The sequence below is a fragment of the Paenibacillus glycanilyticus genome, from assembly GCF_051200795.1.
Classification (GTDB): Bacteria; Bacillota; Bacilli; order Paenibacillales; family Paenibacillaceae; genus Pristimantibacillus; species Pristimantibacillus glycanilyticus.
Genome location: NZ_CP195155.1, coordinates 5,067,786 through 5,089,292, shown reverse-complemented (window position 1 = coordinate 5,089,292; position 21,507 = coordinate 5,067,786). Strand labels below are relative to the sequence as shown.

Annotated in this window: 7 protein-coding genes and 1 pseudogene; 7 read left to right on the top strand and 1 reads right to left on the bottom strand. The window is 51.0% G+C overall.

The window, feature by feature from the left end; translation table 11 throughout:
• Positions 1-16: 16 nt before the first annotated feature.
• The 7 genes from ACR9FF_RS22940 (at position 17) to ACR9FF_RS22910 (ending at position 21,213) form a co-directional block, all read left to right on the top strand.
• Positions 17-6,529, top strand: a complete 6,513-nt coding sequence (locus tag ACR9FF_RS22940; RefSeq protein WP_435165177.1) for an S-layer homology domain-containing protein — start codon at positions 17-19, stop codon at positions 6,527-6,529.
• 102 nt (positions 6,530-6,631) lie between these two features.
• Positions 6,632-8,149 carry an XAC2610-related protein gene (locus ACR9FF_RS22935; protein WP_435165174.1) on the top strand — a complete coding sequence of 506 codons (1,518 nt, stop codon included), beginning with the start codon at positions 6,632-6,634 and terminating at the stop codon, positions 8,147-8,149.
• 66 nt (positions 8,150-8,215) lie between these two features.
• Positions 8,216-8,752, top strand: a complete 537-nt coding sequence (locus ACR9FF_RS22930) for a DUF402 domain-containing protein (RefSeq protein ID WP_127492934.1) — start codon at positions 8,216-8,218, stop codon at positions 8,750-8,752.
• Positions 8,753-8,829: 77 nt separating this feature from the next.
• Positions 8,830-9,771 carry a methylenetetrahydrofolate reductase gene (locus ACR9FF_RS22925; RefSeq protein ID WP_015846231.1) on the top strand — a complete coding sequence of 314 codons (942 nt, stop codon included), beginning with the start codon at positions 8,830-8,832 and terminating at the stop codon, positions 9,769-9,771.
• Between the two features lie 450 nt (positions 9,772-10,221).
• The gene (locus ACR9FF_RS22920) at positions 10,222-13,746 is read left to right on the top strand and encodes a PA14 domain-containing protein (RefSeq protein ID WP_435165169.1); all 3,525 of its coding nucleotides are present in this window, start codon (positions 10,222-10,224) and stop codon (positions 13,744-13,746) included.
• A 26-nt stretch (positions 13,747-13,772) separates the two neighbouring features.
• Positions 13,773-15,383 carry an S-layer homology domain-containing protein gene (locus ACR9FF_RS22915; protein ID WP_435165166.1) on the top strand — a complete coding sequence of 537 codons (1,611 nt, stop codon included), beginning with the start codon at positions 13,773-13,775 and terminating at the stop codon, positions 15,381-15,383.
• A gap of 28 nt (positions 15,384-15,411) precedes the next feature.
• The gene (locus ACR9FF_RS22910; RefSeq protein ID WP_435165163.1) at positions 15,412-21,213 is read left to right on the top strand and encodes a glycoside hydrolase domain-containing protein; all 5,802 of its coding nucleotides are present in this window, start codon (positions 15,412-15,414) and stop codon (positions 21,211-21,213) included.
• Positions 21,214-21,262: 49 nt separating this feature from the next.
• Here ACR9FF_RS22910 and ACR9FF_RS22905 read toward each other — a convergent pair.
• Positions 21,263-21,385 (bottom strand): annotated as a pseudogene (locus ACR9FF_RS22905) (type II toxin-antitoxin system death-on-curing family toxin); the annotation flags it as partial.
• Between the last annotated feature and the right edge of the window lie 122 nt (positions 21,386-21,507).

Sequence of the window (21,507 nt, the reverse complement as noted above, 5' to 3'; positions counted from 1 at the left end):
GGAAGTGTTTCCTATTATGTTAAGCAAGAGATACAAGAAATGGATCTCTAGCGTTCTACTGGCAAGCATGATGATGGGCTTGTTATCCTCTGTAGGCGTTGTTGCGGCTGCAGACGAAAATACCGTACCGGAGCTGTTTGTCTCCGAAATTCATCCCGACGTAGCGGGTACGGATGATTACGAGTTTTTCGAAGTATACAATAACTCGAACAAAACCATTCGTTTGAACGATTATACCTTCCTATACCGTTATCCGGACCCAACGGCTTCTCCGGATGCAACGTTCAGCTTTGGCGAGAAAACGTTGGATCCAGAGCAGGTTATGGTGTTCTGGTACAATCCCAAAAACTTTGTTCTCACCGATTTTAATGCTAAATACGGCGTAAGCTTGACGGACAGCCAGATCGTCCAGGTTACGGGCTTCAATGGCTTCTCTAATACGGCTGACCGTGGGGTTGTCATTAAAAACAGCCAAGGAACCGAAATTTCGAGTTCCAGCTATACCGCCTCCACCGATGTTGGCGCCGGTCTCGGCGACCACTACATGCTGCCAGCAGCAGGCGGCGTGCAAACCGACAAATTTGCAGTAAAGTCTGCCCCAACTCCAGGCGCGTTGGCACAGGGACAAATTCCGACGGTTCACTACCAATTCCCCGAAGGCCCGGTTAACCAGGCTCCGGTCATTACCCATACGCCGGTGACGGAAGGAAGCAGTGAACAAGATCTTACTATTACGGCGCAAATTACGGATGCCGATGATACGGCTACGGCGGCGGTCTTTTACAAGAACTCGTCCGACGTTGCGTTTACCTCGGTACCGATGACCAATACGGGAGGCTCGGATTTTTCCGCGGTTATTCCGATGGCTTCTCTTACGGGAACCGAGCTGCAGTACTATATTGAAGCTGCGGACGCGGTTAACCATGTAAAATCGTCCACTTATACGGTTGCCATCGAGCAGCATAACTTCGACTACTCGAAAGTGCCTCCTCTGCTTATTACGGAGCTTGTACCGGACAGCACCAACGTGACGGGAGTCAGCTCCGATGCTTATGAGTTCGTAGAGGTGTACAACAATACGACCCGTCCAATCTCGATGAGCGAATATAAGCTGATCTATCGTTACACGAACTCCGCGACAGCGGACGCTGCATGGGAGCTTCCAAGCACGGCTGTTATTCCTCCGCTTGGCAATGTAGTGTTCTGGGTAATGAACGGCGTCAACAATGAGCTGAAAGCGGATGATTTCAACGCCAACTATCATACAGCTCTTGTGGAGAATACGAATCTGTTCCGCATCGATGGCGGCGGCGGTATGGCTAACGGCGGCCAGCGCAAAATCGTTATCGGGTCGAAGACCGGCAAGGAAATGGCCGAAGCGTTCTACGAGAACGATGCGCAGACGGTAGCGGACAAAGGGATTTTCTATCAATATCCGGTTGACGGCTCGAATCAGATGAAGCTGTTCAGCGCGGGCGTTACTGCTGCCACTCCTGGCACGGTAGAAGCGGCATTGCTTCCGGAGCAGCCGGCTCCTGCCGTTAATAAGCTGCCGGTTATCGAGCATACGGCACCTGCTTCGGGCAGCATCGATAATGATCTGACGGTGCAAGCAAACATTGCTGACCCGGACAGCGACACCGTAACAGCATCGTTGTTCTACAAAGTAGGCGATGCAGCGGATTACGCGTCCTTGCCGATGACGGCGGGAGAGAACAACGTGTTCTCGGCGAACATTCCGAAGGAAGCTTTTACCGATTCCCAGCTGCAATACTATATTCAAGCGAACGACGGAATCGATACGGTCAAATCGAATACTTACACGGTAACGATTGAGCTTGGCAACGTGGATTTCTCGAAGCTTCCTCCTCTGATGGTGACGGAGATTGTTCCGGACTCCACAAACGTAGGCACGGCTGACGGCTACGAGTTTGTTGAGATTTATAACAATACGGATAAAACCGTTAACTTTAAAGATTACAAAATTCAATACCGTTACACCGCTTCTGGTCCGGATGCCGACGTGGTCTGGCCGACCGATTCGGAGGACCTGCTTATTCCTTCGAAAAAGACGCTGGTATTCTGGGTCATCAACAGCCAGAACAAGGAAAAAACCGTTGCCGATTTCAACGCTAACTACGGCACGAACCTCACGGAAGGCACGGATATCGTCAAGATGTACAGCGACGGTATGGCTAACGGCGGCGGACGCGGCATCGTTATCGCGACGAATACGAAGACGGAAATTTCGGCCGTTTATTACGATACGGACGCAGAGACTGTTGCGAACAAAGGGATTTTCTATAAATATTCGCAGGCCGGCAGCACGCAGATGATCAAATACAGCGCCGGTACGGAAGCGGCAACGCCAGGTACCGTAGCTCCGGTTCAGGTGCCAATCATTACGGTTAAGACACCGGTTGATACAACAAGCCCTACTTATAAGGATCTGACGAATACGCCGGAAATCGACAAATCGAAAAACCTCTCGATCGTTGCGGAAGCAAAAGACGAGAATAAGGTTAAATCCGTAGCTCTCTATTACAAGAGCAACCTGGATACGCAATATACAAAGCGTTACCTGGCGGAAAGCTTCGACGATACGCTGTATCACTACACGATCTACTCGCCGGAGCTTATCGGCCGTGATTACATCGAGTACTATTACGTTATCTCGGACGGCCAGAACGAAGTAACATCGGAGAAGTACCGTACGAGCGTGACCGGCAATACGGATCATTCGGATCTGCGTCTTAACGTGAAGGACGGCGATTTCCTTGCCGGAACGAAGGTTCTGAAGGCAACGGCGGAGAATGCGCCGGCTTCCGAGCTTCATTTGTCCATTGATCAGAACGAAGCGACGGAAGGAACGTACAGCGCGGTTGAGCAGGATGCGTACTTCGCTTTCGAAGCGAATGGCGTTAACTACTATTTTAAGAACGGCGTTACGATGGGAGACGAAATTCTGTCGATCTTCCTGGATCCGATCAACACCTATACAACGCTGACGGTGCCAATCGCGGCGGAACGCCTGAAGGGCGGAAGTAACGTTATCTCCATCCGCGCGGGTACGAAGGCATCGCCGTTTGATGACCGCCCGGAAGAGAACAAGGATGATTTTACCGTTCGTAATGTAAGACTTGTATTCGCGGACGGAACTGAAATTTTCGACGAGCGTTACAAAAACCGGGATACCGTTATCCCGATGGGCGACAGTGCCGGTAAGTTCCCGGTTATGGACTTCAACTTTGTTATTCCGGACGAGCTGCTTGCATCGAAGGCTTACGCTCTGGATACAACAAAGCTGACGGACGGCGATCATACCGTAAAAGTAAGCCATTCCGAGTACGGAGAAAAGGCTGCGGTTGTGACAGTGGATAATACCGCGCCAGCCGTTACAACAACGATTCAAGACGGAAAAGAATACCGCGGCGCCTTCACTATTGACGCTACCGCTAATGATGCGTTGTCCGGCGTGGACAAAGTGCAAGTGTGGCTCGACGAGACGCCAATCACCATCCCGTATGCAACGGCATCCAAGGATTTTACGGGCGGAGAGCATGTATTCAAGGTTCAAGCAACCGATAAAGTGGGCAACGTAGCCGTTAAGGAAATTAAATTCTCCGTGCCGGATGAGAATCCGCTTAAGCCGGAGCTGGTATCTCCTGCTAATGGCGCTTCCGGTACAGGCAGCAATCCGGTTCTGGCTGTCAAGGTTAAGGATCCTACAAATGACAAGATGGATGTTTCCTTCTATCGCGGCTTTAAGTATGACGGGGCCAATAAGGACGGCTTCCAGGGCTTCCGCAATGCAGCGGATGTCGAGCCTCCGAAGGAAGTAGCTCCTGCCGGCGAGAAAGCGATGAGCGCGGAAGATTATGCGTTGATCAGCGCCGCTGACGGTAAATATTTGACCGATGATTCCACGGATCAGTTCCCTTATCAGCGCTTCCAGGTACAGCTTGATCCTTCCGTGAAGGATACGGATAAGATTGAACTGAGCTGGAAAGGTAAATCGCTCGAAGGCCGTAAAGTCAGCATGTATGTATGGAGCCCGTCCAAACAGCAATGGACTAGCGTAGATTACAAAGTAGCCGGTGCGGAAGACTTTACGCTTGGCGCATGGGTTACAGCAGGCGAATACGCGGATAATCATACGCTTCAGGTTATGGTGCAGGACGAGCTACCGGTATCGCAGGAAAACTATGATTTCTCGTTTGCCTGGATGTCCGATACGCAGTATTACTCGGAAAGCTATCCGCACATTTACGAGGATGTCGTAAATTGGATTGCCGACAATAAAGAGAAGAACAAAATCAAATACGTGATCCATACCGGCGATATTGTCGACGATGCGGATCAAGAAATTCAATGGAAGCGTGCTTCCGCCGACATGAAAGTTCTGGAGGACGCCAACGTTCCTTATGGCGTGCTTGCCGGTAACCATGACGTTGACCATCAGCTTGGCGCTTACGATTACTATTGGAACTACTTCGGGGAAGACCGGTTCAAGGATCAGCCGACTTACGGCGGTTCCCTGGATAACAACCGCGGTCACTATGACCTTGTATCCTCGAACGGCAATGATTTTATTATGGTATACATGGGCTGGGGGATCCGCGATTCGGATATCGACTGGATGAATGAGGTGCTGGCGAAATACCCGGACCGCAAAGCGATTCTGAATTTCCATGAATTCCTGCTTGTATCCGGCAACCGGGCTCCGATTGCGGATAAGATTTTTGAAGAAGTCGTACAAAAGAACAAAAACGTATTTGCCGTCCTTTCCGGCCATTACCATGACTCCAAGCTTCTTGTAAGCGAATTGGATGACAATGGCGACGGCAAGACAGACCGCAAGGTTTATCAAATGCTGTCCGACTACCAAGGAGGTCCGGAAGGCGGTCAAGGCTATATCAAGCTGCTGCAGTTCGATATCGCGAATAGCAAGATGTACGTAAAAACGTACTCGCCGTACATGGACGACTATAACTTCTACGATCCAAGCGATGCGACTAAACAAGAAGAGTTTACGCTTGATGTGGATTTAAAGCCGCAAGTAAAAGAGGTTTCAACCGACTACATGGGCGTTAACGTCTACTCCGATCAGCCGATCGGCAAGGTAGATCAGGTAACAAGCGGAGAGCAGGCATCCGTGAAATGGAGCGGTCTGAAGGCGAATACCAAATACCAATGGTATGCGGCAGCCGAGGATGCTTTCTCCGGCAAGACGTTGTCCGACATTTGGAGCTTTAACACAGGCTCCAATGGCGATACCGGTACAACCCCGCCGCCTGTGGAAGTGCCTGGAGGATCCGGTAACGGTGGGAAGAAGCCGGAGCAAACAGACAACGGAGTCAGCATTGACGGCACAACAGCCGGTCAAACGTTAACCGTATCGGCTAAGTCGTTGAACGAAGCGATCAAAATGATTGCGGGTCAAAAAGGCCAGACGGTAACCATTAAAGCCGATTCCAAGCAAGCCGTAAGCGCGGAGCTGCCGGCACGAGTGCTGCTGGACGCGCTTAAGCAAGCTCCGAATCTGACGATTTCGGTTATCATGGGTAACGCAAGCTATGATCTGCCCATTCGCGCTCTTAACCTGCCAATGACAATCGGCACTGACGCTACGATCGTAATCAAGATTAATCAAGCGGACAGTACATTGTTGGGCACGATGAAGGACAAGGCAGCCAAAGCCGGCGTTAAGCTGATTGGTACTCCGGTTGAGTTCAGCGTCATCCTTCAAGCCAACGGCAATACAAAAGAAATTCATGATTTCGGCAAGACGTACGTATCCCGTACGCTCGACATCAATCAGACTTTGGATGCTTCGCATTCCACAGCCGTGATGTATAACGAGGCGACTAGCACGTTTACATTCGTACCGGCAACCTTTAAGAAAGTAAACGGGCATACGATTGTAACCATTCAACGCAACGGCAACAGTATTTATGGAGTTGTGCAGCTGAGCAAGACCTTCAGCGACCTGAGCAAACATTGGGCGAAAACGGATATCGAGCTGATGGCCTCCAAGCTCATTGTCAAAGGCACCAGCAATACGAAGTTTGCTCCTAATGCCGTTGTCAGTCGTGCTGAATTTGCAGCTATGGTCGTCCGTGCTCTTGGTATCTCCGAAGATCAAGCAGCGGCATCCTTCAAGGATGTAAGTAGCAAAAATTGGTTCGCGGGTGCGGTAGGCGCAGCGGTGAAAGCGGGTATTGTAAAAGGCTACGATGGCAATAGCTTCAAGCCGAATGCTTCGATTACCCGCGAAGAGATGGCGGTTATGATCTCCCGTGCCCTCGCTTTTGCAGGCAAACAGCCAGCCGGCGCTGCCTCGCAGCTGAACGCCTTCAAGGATAAAGCTTCTATCGAAGCTTGGGCGAAGCAGGCAGTCGCGCAAGCGGTTGAAGCGAAGATTATCGAAGGCAAGACGGGCGGCAATTTTGCTCCAGGCAGCAAAGCGACCCGCGCGGAAGCAACCGTGATGCTGAAGCGACTGCTCGAGTACGTAGATTTTATGTAAAGTAACTTTATAAGACAGCTCCTCGTCTAAGACGGGGGGCTGTTTTTTTGGTTTTATATGGTAGTATGAAGAGCAGGATTAAGGAATAGGAGTTGTTTTCTAGTGAGGTCAAAAGTACTTGCAGCGGCTATTGCAATAAGCGTGTTGCTTGCAAGCTGCCAAAGCCATCCTTCCAATCAGGCGAACGCGGAGACCACATCAATGCCGGCGCCGGTATCCCCGGCAGCAGCTGAACATACGGCCGAGCCTATAGCATTTAAGGAAGAACCGCCGGATTCTACGTTTGATCAAATCAACAGTTTGATTCATCACTATCAGCAGAAGCTGGTTCAGGCAATCGATACAAATACATTCTCCGAGGTGGAGCCCTATCTGGCTCCGGGCAGCAGTCTCTACGAAGCGCAGAGCAAGCTTGTTGCGGATCTGTATTCGCGTCAAATCACAGAAAGTCTGATTTCCTCTACGATCTATGGCTATACGGACAAAGAAAATGAAATTCAGATCGAGGTGACCGAGAAAGTAATGATTCATTACCCAGACAAAGGGGCAAGAGTGCAGGACTTTAATTGGCTTTATACCGCAAAGCAGGCGGACGGCAAGCTTAAGCTCAGCGGGCTTGAAGAATGGACGACTTACGACAAGGATATGGAGCAGAGGAGCGGTGCTGTAAAAAGGGACGGCTATTATGCGGAGATGCTCTTTGACAACTATCCGGCGATTCTCGAGAAAGCCATCCGTACGCTGGATTTAACGGACATTCGGAGAATATCCGGCAGCGATACCGTATTCGAACAGCAGAAAAAGCTGATCGGCTGGTTTCGCAGGACGGGTGAGGAGGTTATCATCACCGCCAAGACGGTTAAACAAGATCCGCTTCGACAATACGGCATGGAATTAAATTTTGTAGACGGTTATAAAGGTACCGGAACGCAGATGGTTTATTTTCAGATAGGTGAAATTCGTAATAAAAACGGTTTTGGAGGCCGGGCTGTTATTGATTATTTTTCCGATCGCGAGATCGATGATTCTTTTGCCGCAGATCCCCAAGCCGTTATACGCTATCAGTATATCCGCATTCATCCGGACATGCCGGAATATTTGCTGAAGATATACGGCCGTGCCGAAGGGGAGCACATTGAAGACCAATCTTATCATGCCAATAAAATAGAGCTGTACGACGGGGACCGCTTAGTTCAATCGATTCCGCTAGAGGCAACCGATACTTGGGATGGTATGAATCTCGGAGCAGAGGTCGAAGACATGAATTTTGACGGCTTCTTGGATCTTCGGATTCAATCGTTGATTCCAGCAGGGCCAAATACGCCTTATTTGTATTGGTTGTGGAATCCGAAGTCATCATTGTTAGAGCTCAATAAGGAACTGGAGGAAATAACGGCTACGGAGTTTGATTCATTCACGCAAACCATTCATTGTTTTAATCGGGATAATGCTGCCGAGTATTCGGATGTTTACTATCGTTATATTGAGGGCTCGCCTGTAGTTGTCCTAAGCCTGATACACAAATTCGATGACGATCAAGTACTGTGGCAGGTTACCATCAACGAGCTTATTAACGGAAAAATGCAGGTGACCGGGCAATATGAGGAAGCCGATGAGTAACGACGAATAGGCGGAAAGTATGATATACTTTCTTAACCTAACGATTGTTGAAGGGAAGACGGCTCCGTGAATCATTCGGTTCAAATAAAAGCGTTAAAACACGGTGATCTCCTGCATTACGAATGGAACACCGAGCTGCTGGAGGAAGGGGACGGCTACGTGTTTGTCCTTGGCCGTTACGGCAGGAAGCTTCAGCATCATACGAAAAAATCCGTATTTACCGTAAACAACTGGTCGATCGAGTTTTTCTCGAGCAAGCATTGGTTTACCGTCAGCGCCGCCGTTGTAGACGGCCGGATTAATGAATATTACTGCAATATTAATCAGCCTGCTATTATTAATGGCAGCGAAATATCCTTTGTTGATTATGATCTGGACCTTGTCCAGCGCGGCGGCGAATGGATGGTTATAGATGAGGACGAATTTGCCGACAATGCGATTAAGTTCGGATATTCGGAGCAGCTGATGAAGCAGGTCAGGGAAGAGCTGGCCGGGCTGCAGGCCCGTGTCGCGGAGCGGCAGTTTCCTTTTGACGGAACCATTGAACGGTTGATGGCCCGAATTCCGGATCAGCAAGCAAATGTTACAAATCCGACTGTATAAGAAGGAATTTAGCGCGGGATGTAGAAGTACTCTAGAAATTATTCCACTACTACTATGGACGTTAAGGATGAAGAACGATGCTTAAGGATAAAATTTTGAACAGACAGGCGGGCATTATTACTTACGGCATGACTCCGCCCAAATCAAGCCATACCCCGGAGAAGCTGGCCGAAATATCGGAAAAGCAATACGAGCGGCTGAAAAATCTCGATATTGACGGCCTGATCCTGTACGACGTTCAGGATGAAGCGGACCGGACGGATGAGGAGAGACCTTTCCCGTACCTTGAAGCGCTCGATCCAACCTCCTACAGTAAGAACTACTTGAACTACTGGAAGGTTCCCAAAATTATTTACCGCGTAGTTGGCAACAACTCGGAAGAAAGCTTCGCGGAATGGCTGAAGCAGGATGCCGAAGAGGACCGGTTCTCGGTCTTTGTTGGTACTTCCTCGAGCAAGCAGCAGACTACGATGAAGCTGCCGGAAGCCTACGAGCTTAGCAAAAAGCTGAACGATCGCTTAACGCTGGGCGGTGTCGTTATTCCCGAGCGCCATATGAAGAAAAACGACGAGCATCTCCGCATCAGGGATAAGGTAGACGGCGGATGCAAGTTCTTTATTTCGCAGGCGACCTTTAATGTGGAAGCATCGAAGAATATGCTGTCCGACTACTACTATTATTGCCAAGAGCAGGGCATTGAGACCGTTCCGATTCTGTTCAATTTAGCGCCATGCGGTTCGCAGAAAACGCTCGAGTTCATGAAATGGCTGGGCATCAGCATTCCGAAGTGGCTGGAGAACGACCTGATCAAGTCCACCGATATTTTGGACAAGTCGGTTGCGCTGTCGCTCAAAATCTTCGAAGAGCTGTTTGAGTTCGGCATCGAGAAGGGCATCCCGATTGGCTGCAGTATCGAAAGCGTGTCGACGCGTAAAGTCGAGATTGAAGCTTCGGTGCAGCTGGTGAAAGACATTAAGAATATGATTGACCGTAAACTTGGCGTTCATGCCATTGTATAATCAAGAAGCCGCTGTTTGAGCCGGAGCTTGTTAAAGCCCCGCTTGAACAGCGGCTTTTTTCCTCTTATAGCCTCCTTTTTCAATGTAAACCTATTTCCTAAATGCCTGTCATCTAGTAGGGAATATCCCATTTTATAGGGTAATTTATAGATGGAATGTTTAAACCCTAAGAGAATATCTATCCGAACAAGTCGTATCTTCCATTCAAAAGCAAACGATGCACATTTTACATTAGTAATAATTATAAAATTCATATATATATATTACTGCCCGGAATTATATGAAATATATAATACAAACGATTATCAAATAAATAATTTAGAATATTAAATCGAAATAATCAATGAAAATTTCTTACATTTACTATTTCTTTAAAAGTTTTTTACATTCTCAAAATTATTCTACTCTATTATGATGCAGAAGCATTAGGTAGAGTAGGAGGAATCGGGAGTGAAGAGAAGTTATAAGCTGACAAACCGTATGTTGGCCGTCGTGACGCTGTGGACATCCGTTGCCGCGTCCGGCGGTTATTTCATGGTGCAGCAGGCTAATGCCGGAACATCCGCCGAGAACGTGTTTGCAAGAGCGGGAGTTACCGCAACCGCAAACGGTTATGTATCGGATGCTTTTGCGCCTTCCTTGGCCATTGACGGACACAGAGAGAGCGGTGAATGGGTATTCCAAGGCAACGACGGTCTGCCAACGGCGGACAATCCGTATTGGCTGGAGGTGGATGCCGGCTCGGAGGTCAGCGTAGAGAAGTTTATCGTTGGACATGCCGGAGCAGGCGGCCAAGAGGAGCCGTACAACACGAAGGATTTTACCATTGAGACAAGCGATGACAATGTCAATTGGACTCCTGTCGTAACGGTAGCCGGCAATACCGAGGACACAACGACGCATGAGCTGGACACGCCGATGACGGCAAGATACTTCAAGCTTAACATTACGAATCCGGGAGATGTGGATGCCGATACCGGCTTTTACGCCGCACGGATTTACGAATTTGAAGCGATTGGCTTCGATCGAAGCGAAGCAGCTCCGGAAACGCCTGACAATACGAATCAAGAGGCAACCTCTGATTTGGCCGCAACAGCTTCCGAAGCGCAGGGCTTGCTCGGCGAATATTATTTGAACTCAGGCTCGGGCAACAACTTTGCTTATGGCGATTATAAAGCGACAACGGTAGATCCGCTTATTAATTTCACAGATTTGAACCCGGTATTAAAGGGATGGACAGGCGTCGAGGACAACGCCAACGTGCGCTGGACCGGCCAGATCATGCCGCCGGCATCCGGTGACTACACCTTCTACATGATGGGCGACAACGGCTTCCGGGTATGGATTGACAACAAACTTGTGATCGACCATTGGGTGAACGATTGGGATAAAGAGCAGACAAGCACCCCGGTTACGCTCGAAGGCAACCGCAAGTATGATATCAAGATCGAATATTTCGAGGACTTTGGCGGTTCCAACCTGTTTCTGCGCTGGTCCACGCCAACGCTCGCCAAGGAGATCATTCCGGGCAACGCCTTCTATCTTCCGGCAGAGTATACAGGTCCTAAGGCGGCAAACGTTGCCGCGGATGGAAAAACCGTATCGCTTAGCATGCTCTCCGGGCTTGGCGAACTGCCGGCTGATCTGAATAATCACCTTACGGTCATGGCGAACGGCCAACCGGTCTCCGCTTCGCAGATTGCGGCCGGCGAGGATTCCGCAAGCTTGACGGTTAGTCTGGCGAAGATCGTATTGCCTGGTCAAACGGTGTCTCTTGCCTATGACGGTCAAGGCAATCTCAAATATGCGGACGGAACAGCCGTTAAGGCTTTTGCGTTTAGTCCTTCCAACTTCTCCGAGGTAACGGACTACTCGCCAATCGCAATCGCGATGTCGCTCTACGGCAGCGCGAAGACGAACCGTTCCTTTGCCTGGTATACCCCTTACGACCGTCCGCAAAGCGCTCCAACGAACATTAAGGACAGTATCGTTGAGATCGTGCCTGCAGCGGAAGGATTTGATTCGCCGAATAAAATCCGCGTAACGGGCAAGCCGGAGGATACGCGGGTTCTCACGAATTTGAAAATGACAAGCAGCACGACGGGCTCGTTCATCAGCCATAAAGTGCTGGTTGAAGGACTGACGCCGGGCACGGCGTACAAGTACCGCCTTGGCGCCGACGGCTACTGGAGCGAGACGGGTTCTTTCACGACGGAAAGCGATAACGAGAACAACTTCAACTTCTTGTATCTGACCGACTCGCAAGGCTCCAATTCGCAGGATTACGATGTTTGGGGCAACACGATGCAGCAAGCCATCACGAAGTTCCCGGATGCGAAGTTCCTGCTGATGACCGGCGACCAGGTTGATGCGGGCGCACTCGAATCGCAGTGGCTGGATTACTTCAAGAAGCCGCAGTCGATTCTAATGAACCTGCCGCTAATGGCTGCTGTCGGCAACCATGAAGGCCCGTACAACGATAACTACTACTACCATTTCAACTACCCGAACGATTCGATCAAGAACCCGCTGCCGCCGGGCAGCGTGTACGCGTATGACTACGGCGACGCGCATATCATGGTCCTTAACACGATGGATATCGGCTGGGACGATGCGCAGAAGGAATCCTTCGAGCAGGAGATTGAATGGCTGAAGCACGAGGTTGCGGAGACGGACAAGAAGTGGAAGATCGTAGCGTTCCACAAAGCAATCTATTCCGTGGGCAACCATGCGCTCGACAGCGATATTCTGGCCCTGCGTCAAAAGATGTATCCGATCTTTGACGAGCTCGGAATCGACGTTGTCCTGCAAGGCCATGACCATACGTTTATGCGTTCATATCAAATGTACGATAACAAGCCGGTTCAGAACGTAGAGACGGATGTGCAAGGCAGAGCCCTTAATCCCGACGGTACGCTCTACATGATCAACAACTCGGCTGCAACGAAGTTCTATGATGTCAAAGACGGTGTTGACCGCTTCTACGCCGCAGTGTTCAAGCAGCCGAAGAAGGCGATTTTCTCCGGCGTCAGCATGACGGATAGCACCTTCACCATCGATTCCTTTATGACGGGCGAGACGGATCCGTTCGATACGTACACGATTGTACGCGAAGACGAGAAGCCGAAGCCGGTTGAACAATTGGAAGTAAGCAAATCGGAGGACGGCAAACGGACCATTACCTGGAACAAGCCGGTGGATGACGGAATCAGAGGCTTCCGTATTTACGAGAAGAACGACAAGCTTGGCATGAACTGGAATGCGTACATTCCAACGGTTGCAGGCCAAGACAGCTACCAGTATGTCGTAGACAAAACAAATCTTGACCAGTCCTACCAATTCGTCGTGAAGGCAGTTAACAAACGCGATAACTCGGAAGCGAAAATCGCAACAAGCGTGGGTAACCAGCCGGCTGCGCCTACAGCTCCGGTTGTGGACGATGCGCATAACACCTTTGGCTGGACTAACGTAAAAGGCTACGATGCCGTAATCAACTACGAATACAGCGTAGACAACGGTAAAACCTGGAGCCCGGCTACGGCTAACCCTCAGCCCATCGCCGATGGTGACTTTGCTGCCGGTGCGGTACAGGTTCGCGTCGCAGCGAATGAATCGCTTAGCATTATGGCCGGTACGCCTCTAATATCCACGAAGGCATTCACGAAGAACGATACCCGGGATACCTTCCTTCTTACGGGGACAATCGATCGCAAAGAGCAGCTGAAGGTCAGCGTTAATGTCGAGCAGCTCAAGAACTATGGGGATGATGCCTATGTGGTGTTCCAGCTGATGAAGGGGACCAATCCGCAGCCGATTCTCGTCAGCGCCGTACCGCTTAAGAAGACCAAGCTTGCCATCACGCAGTACTTTAACGAGACCGGCGAAGATTACAAGGTGAAGGTATTCGTCGTGAACAAGTTCGACAGCAAGAACGAGACTCCGGTTCAATTGGCAAGACCGATGCTGTTCCAATAACGGCTGGAAAGAGAGGATCATGTGAAGTGAAAAAAGTTTTGGCAGCCCTACTGGCGTTGTGTATTGTTGTTCTGCCGGCAACCGGCTACGCGGCTGCAGCAGCCTTCGCGCTTAATATAAGCGCGAAGGAAGTGCTGCGCGGCGGAGAGATTACGTTCTCCGGAACGGCAGAGGACGATGTAGTCCTGAAGATCATCCGTCCGAATCAGACAACTTTCTATATGGATGTTATTGAACCAACTAACGGCACTTATACAGCAACCATTACCATTCCCGAGACGCAGGATTTTGCTCCTTGGGGCGTGTATAACGTTGCGGCAACCAGCGGCTCTTCTACGGTGAACAAGACCTTCTCCGTTGTAGAGAAGCTTGGCGGAGGCGGCACGGATCCGGAGGAGCCATCCAACCCGGGTAACGGCAATGGTAACGGAGGCACGGGAACAACACCTCCTGCAGCAACCATTCCTGCAGATGCCGGCGACTCGACTGGCTCTACGATCAAGCCGGAGCTTGGCAAAGACGGCTATATGTTCGGAAGCGGCACTTTAGCTTCCGCTATGGGCAGCGCTCAAGGCTCCATTACGGTAGAATTGCCTGCAGCGACCGGCGATGCGGGTAGCGCTCTCAACTTCCCGGCAGAGACCTTGAAGACGCTGAAGGACAAGAATCTGGACCTGATTGTGACTTCGGGCAGCTCGACCCTTCGATTCCCTGCAGGTTCAATCGGGACATCCGATACATCGGCGAGCTCGCAGGTTCGCATTGTCGTCAATACGGTTCTGACAAGCGATGCCAAGAACGCCGTTAACCAAGCGCTTCAATCGAACCCGGACTACGCTTCCACGGGCGTTGTGCTTACGGCAACGATTCAAGTGATCAATGGCAGCAGCGTTACGGAGATTCATCATCTGGACAAGCCTGCGGAAGTAACGTTTAAGCTGACGGATGACCAAGCGAAGCAGCTCCATTCCGGTCTGGCTGGCGTTTATTACGTGAACGGCAAGCAGCTTGACTATGTCAGCGGCAAGCTTGAAGGCAATACGTTCAAGTTTAATGCTCGTCATTTCTCCACGTATACCATTCTGGAATACAGCAAGACCTTCGTGGACGTGCCGGCTGGCCATTGGGCGGAAGCAGCTGTGAAGTCCCTGAGCGCGAAGCATATCGTATCCGGCGTGGACCAGCAGCATTATGCGCCTAACCGCAACATTACGCGTGCGGAATTCGCGACTATGATGATGCGCGCCGTGGATTACACAGGTAAAGAGGCAGACGCGGCGGCAGCCAATCCGTTCAAGGATGTACCGGCTGGCCAATATTACACCGATGCGGTAACGCGCGCGGTTTCGCTTGGCATTATGTCGGGCTACGGCGGTTCGTTTAGACCAAACGATCCGATTACCCGTGAAGAGGCTGTCGTTACGCTTGTACGGACCGTTAAGTACTTTGAAGTAAAAGATACCGGCAAAGATGCGCCGGCATTCGCGGATAAGAAACAAATCTCGGCTTGGGCTAGCGCCGCTGTCGATCAAGCTTGGAAGCTTGGTTTAATCGAAGGCGACGGCAAGCAGTTCCATCCGAAAGCTGCTCTGACACGTGCGGAAATCGCCGTTATGATTAACCGGCTGATGCCGTAAGGATGACGAAAGAGGGAGGACCCGGCAAATGTTTAAAAAGCTTTTTGCGGTGGCGATGACCGTTATGTGCTTGACCGGCATTCTGGTGCCTGTCGGATCAAATGCCGCATTTGCGGCTGCGGCCGAAGGAATTACGACCAGGAACGTGGCTATAAACGCGACGGCGACGGCTTCCGGCCAGTGCAACGCGAACGAAAGTGCCAGCAACGCCGTGGACGGAAAGACCGATACGAAATGGTGCGATAACACTTCCGCCCAGAAGAAATGGCTCAAGCTTGATTTGGGCAAAGAATATTTGGTGAACGAATGGGTACTGCAGAACGCGTCGATTAACGAGTCCGGCAACAGCCCGTTCTGGAATACGAAAAACTTCAGACTTCAAAAAAGCGATGACGGCGAGACATGGACGGATGTCGACGTCGTGACGAACAACGCTCAGACGATTGTTGACCGGTTTATTACTCCGTTCACCACGCGGTACCTCCGTCTCTACATCGACAAGGCGGCGTATGACAGCAACATCGCCCGGATCTACGAGCTGGAAGTATACGGGGTTGAAGCCGATCAAATTCCGGCTGAACCGGAGACGAATCTGGCTCCGATCGATTACGTAGATCCTTTCATTAATACGCTCGGCGATAACGGTCAGACCAACCCTGGCCCTACAACGCCGTTTGGTCTGGTATCGCTTGGTCCGGACAGCGACGGCGGAGCATTCAGCGGTTATTACTACGAGAACAAAAATCTGAAGGGCTTCTCCCATCTTCGCTTCAGCGGCGTAGGCTGCAGCGGCGGAGGCGGCAACATCCTGATGATGCCGGAGACGCGCGATTTTACGAAGAACGTTGCGGAATACAAGCAGAAGTATGACAAGAGCAGCGAGCAGGCATCCGCAGGCTTTTACGGCGTAACGCTTGCCTCCGGCATTAACGTGCAGCTGACTTCTTCCGATAACGTAGGATTCCACAAGTATACGTTCCCGGATACGGCCAATACCGGTTCCGTTCTGGTCGATCTGTCGAACTCCTACGCGGGTATGGTGGATGCGAACCTGAAAGTAACGGGCAGCAACGAAATTACGGGGATGATCAAATCCCAGAACGTCTGCGGCCATGGCTACTACACAATCTATTACTCAATTCAATTCGATCATGACTTTGATTCCTACAGCTCGTGGCAAGGCGATTCCGTAGGCGCGGTAGCTCAGCGCAGCGGCTCGAACAGCGGCGTATGGCTGAACTTCAACACGGCAGGCAGCAAGACGGTTCAAGCCAAGGTAGGTCTGTCCACGATTAGCGTGGAGCAGGCGCAAGCGGAGCGCGGCTTGTACTCGGACTGGAATTTTGACGCCCGTCACGAGGAAGCAAGAGCAGCTTGGAGCAACGTATTGAACAAGGTTGAAATTACGGATGCGGATGAGCAGAACAAGCGCGTATTCTATACGCAAATGTACCATTCTTATCTGAGCCCGAAAAACGTAACAAGCTCGGCCGGCACGTTCAAAGCAGGCAGAGACGAGAATACGATTCGCCAGGCTTCCGAGCTGGGCGATGACTTCGAGTATTACAACGGCTGGACGACATGGGACGACTTCCGCAAATACGCGATGTTCTCCTTGTTCGAGCCGCAGCGCTACAACAACATGGTGAAGTCGCTTGTGGATCTTTACAATACCCGCGGCACTTATACCCAATGGGGCGACGGTTACTGGCCAAGCCCAACGGTCCGGAACGAATTCAACGGACAAGTTATTCTTGATGCGTACGCGAAAGGCTTCCAGGACTTTGACGTCTATAAGGCGTTAAAAGGAATGGCGGTTGACGCGGACAACTTCTCCATCAGCGACGGAGAGATCTCCGGCAAGCTGGAGAAAGCGAACAGTGCATCGTTCCCGATGAAGCTGGCCCAGCTGATCGGAGACAAAGCAACATTCGAGAAGTACAAAGAGCTAGCTCTTTCTTACAAAAAGCTGTGGAACAAGGCGCAAGTAGATGAAAAGGGTGTCCCAACCGGCTTCTTTACGCCTAACGGTACGACGGTTGGAGCCGGCGACATTCAGGCGGTTGACCGCTATGCTTATCAGGGCAACCTGTGGCAATACCGCTGGTCCGCGCCGCAGGATATCAACGGCCTTGCCGAGCTGATGGGCGGCAAGACGGAGATGGCGAAGCAGCTGAAGCATTTCTTCGAGATCGACGAGTATATGGCGATTAACGAAGAAGACATCTCGGCGCCGTATCTGTTCAACTATCTGGGTTATCCCTACCTGACGCAATACTATGCGAGAGAATTTACGACGGAAGTCGTGACGCAGAAATACCATAACCACGGGGCTTACGCTTATCCGCTTAAATCCCGCGTATACCGGGACGATCCGGAAGGCTACCTGTCTTCGATGGACGATGACGCAGGCGGCATGTCCTCCTGGTACGTCTTCAGCGCGCTTGGCTTATTCCCTGGCAACCCGGGCGAAGCTTACTTCCTGATCGGCTCGCCGATCTTCTCCGAAGTGAAGCTGCATATGGGCAGCGGGAAGACGCTTGTGATCAAGGCGGATAATGTTTCGAGCGAGAACCGCTTTATCCAATCGGCTGAGCTGAACGGCAAAGACTTCAATCAGTCCTGGATTAAGTACGATGATCTGATGGCTGGCGGCACGCTTGAATTTCATATGAGCAGCACGCCGAACATGAGCTGGGGCGCGAAAGCAAGCGCTGCTCCTCCAACGGTTGATTACAACGCGGACATGGACAATGACTTCAACCATGAGCAGCTGATCCCCGAGAAATCGACTTGGAAATATGACGACAAAGGCAAGGAAGCCGGCGAAGGCTGGACGCAAGTAGATTTCGACGACAGCAGTTGGAGCTCCGGGAAAGCCATGCTGGGTTATGACAGCTACGGCAAACCGGCAACGACGGTCAGCTACGGACCTAATGCCAACAATAAGTACGTAACCACGTATTTCCGCAAAACGTTCGACGCGAAGGATCTGGACGGCATCCTTGAACTGGACGGCAGCCTGATCCGCGACGACGGCGCAATCGTATACTTGAACGGACATGAGATTTTCCGTACGAATATGCCTTCCGGCGCCGTAAACTACAGCACGTTTGCCAATGCGACGGTTGGCGATGAGCGGGATAAGAATGGCTTCATTATCGATCCTTCTTACCTGGTTGAAGGCAAGAACGTGTTGACGGCAGAGGTGCATCAGGTTAACGCAACCAGCTCGGATATCGCGTTCGAATTTAGTCTAGAAGCGGTACGCAAGCTGAACATTCCGGCTGCTCCAACCCATCCGGTTGTTGATGACAAAGCCAATACCATTGGCTGGACGCCTGTAGAAGGCATCAACAACGCATCGGATTACGAGTTCAGCACGGATGGCGGCAAGTCTTGGAAGCAAGCGAAGGCGAATCCGCAAACCGTTGGACCGCTGAACTATGCCCCAGGTATTGTTCAAGTTAGAGTTATGGCGAACGCGGCGGCCAATCGCGCAGCAGGCGAAGCCCTTCTGTCTACCGAGGCTTATACCTCGGACGTGAAGTGGGATGTGTATGACCTGGATGCCGATATTCACCAGGACGGCAACATGGTGGTGGATGTTACCGGTACGCTTAAAGGCGACTATACCGATTCGGCGGTTGTTGTCTTCCAGCTGATGGACGGCAAGGAACACGCTTGGGTATCCAGCGCGGTGCCGGTTCAGACCGGAAGCTTCGACATCTCGCAAATCTATAACGTGGATGCTAGCAAATACAAGGTTAACGTATACCTTGTCAACGAATTTAACGGAGATATCTACGAATCGCCGCTCTGGCTGGCCGATCCAATCGTGCAGCAGTCGGAGCCGGGATCGCTTCCGGATCCGGAGGGGCCGCCAGTAACCGAGGAGCCGCTGCCGGAACCAATTCCGCTGCCGGATCCGAAGCCGGACGAGCCGGAAGAACCGGAAGTGCCGGAGACGGGAATGAAGATTCAATTCGAGGACCGCGCGGAATGGACTTCCGCTGCGCATCCGAACGGTGGCGGCGGTCTGCAGACGGAAGCAGGCAACGGCGGAACGGTTGTTGCCCATACGTTTGGCGGCGCATGGCTTGCTTATAACGTAGATTTTGGCACTTCAGGCTACAATAACGTAACTGTCCAATACGATGCTCCAACGGATAAGGTGCCGGCCGGCTCCAAGCTGGAGTTCCGACTCGGCAGCGTGACTGGCGAGCTCGTGGGTACGGTTAATATAGAAGACAAGAATGCAGGCTGGGGCAGCTATATCACCACCAAAGCGAACCTGACGAGAACCCTCACCGGACAGCAGAAGCTGTATGTGGTGATGGTGGCGGGTACGCCTAACAATCTTCCGTATATCGGCAACTTCGACTGGTTCAAGTTCGATTATGAGAAGATTAGAACGGATTACGCCAAGCTTGAGCTTGAGAGCTATGACGAGTGGACAACGGATGTAAACACAGGCAATAACAATACGCCGCTGAAGACGGAAGCGGGCAAGGGCGGAGTTGGCCAGCAGGTAGCCAATACGTTTAACGGTGCATGGCTGGCCTACAAGCGTATGGACTTTGGCAGTGAAGGCGTAGACAAGTTCTCGATCGAGTACGCGGGCAACTCGACCAATACCTTCAACAACTCTGCGGTAGAGGTTCGTCTCGGAAGTCCAACAGGCACGCTGGTTGGAACGGTGGCAACACCGCCAACCGCGGCTGCTTGGGGAACGTATACTACGGTAAGCGGCAGCTTGACTCAGAAGCTGACTGGTCTTCAAGATATTTATCTGGTGCTTACCGGATCTGCAGCAAACGGAGAGACCGGCAAGAAATATATCGGCAACTTCGATAATGCGTCCTTCTCCTTGAGCGTGCAGGAGCCGGAAGAGCCGCAGCAGCCGGAGCAAGAGCAAATTACCGTTCAATTCGAGAACAAGACCGAATGGAATACCGCTTTCAACACGTTTAACAATCAAGCCATGAAGATCGAGAACAACAATGGCGGCCAGACGATCGGCAATACGTACACAGGCGCATGGCTGGGCTTCAAAGACGTTGATTTTGGTTCGGAGAAAGGCAAAAACCAAGTATCCATCGTCTACGATGCGCCAACCAATAGAGCTCCTGCGGATGTAAAAGCAGATATCAGGCTTGGCAGCCCAACAGGTACCTTGGTCGGAACGGTAGCGATCCCTAATACAGGCAGTACATGGGGTCAATATAATACGGCAACCGCTGATCTGAATACGACGATCAAAGGCAAGCAGGATTTGTACATCGTAATGACGGGTAGCACGACTTCAAGTCTGCTATACGTAGGCAACTATGACAGCTTAACCTTTGGCTACAAGACGGTCCGCAGCGACTTTGCGAAGCTGGAGCTGGAATCGTACGATGCGTGGACAACGGCATTGAATCCGGCGAACAGCACCGCTCTCGGAACGGAACCGGGTAAAGGCGGAGCTGGGCTGCAAGTGAAGAACACGTTCAATGGCGCATGGTTGGCCTACAAACGAATGGACTTCGGTACGGAAGGTGTTAATACGTTCGCAGTTGAGTATGCGGGTAATACCACTAATTGTTTTACGAACTCCGCAGTTGAAATACGACTCGGTAGTCCAACAGGTACGCTCGTGGGTAAAATCTCCACTCCTCCTACGGCAGGAAACTGGGCAACCTATGACACCGTAAGCGGTGCCTTGACGCAAAAGCTGACAGGCATTCAAGATGTATACCTGGTGCTTACCGGCTCTGCCGGCAATGGCGAGACAGGCAAGAAATACATCGGCAACTTCGATAACGCGGCATTTTCGTTAAAAGTATAAGGCAGTAAAAACAAAGCCCCCAATCCTTTTGAAGGATTGGGGGCTTAGTTCAGTCGCAATTATTTTGAAGCCAAATACTTAATTCATCTATATTCATTGTTTTAGTAGCGACTTTTATAGCTACTTCATACAAGTCATCATCATCGGCGATTAGCTCTTGGTTGTGGATTGCAAGAAAAACATAACAAGTTAAGACGGCAGTGCGTTTATTTGCATCGTTAAATGCGTGAGCAGGCCTCTATCCTTAATACCAGGTAGGCCGCCGTATACTTTTAATTGTTCATCATGAATTTG

Excerpts from the sequence above, each read along its gene's own strand:
- ACR9FF_RS22940 (WP_435165177.1), top strand. The coding sequence starts at position 17 with ATGTTAAGCAAGAGATACAAGAAATGGATCTCTAGCGTTCTACTGGCA.
- ACR9FF_RS22925 (WP_015846231.1), top strand. The coding sequence starts at position 8,830 with ATGCTTAAGGATAAAATTTTGAACAGACAGGCGGGCATTATTACTTAC.
- ACR9FF_RS22910 (WP_435165163.1), top strand. The coding sequence starts at position 15,412 with ATGTTTAAAAAGCTTTTTGCGGTGGCGATGACCGTTATGTGCTTGACC.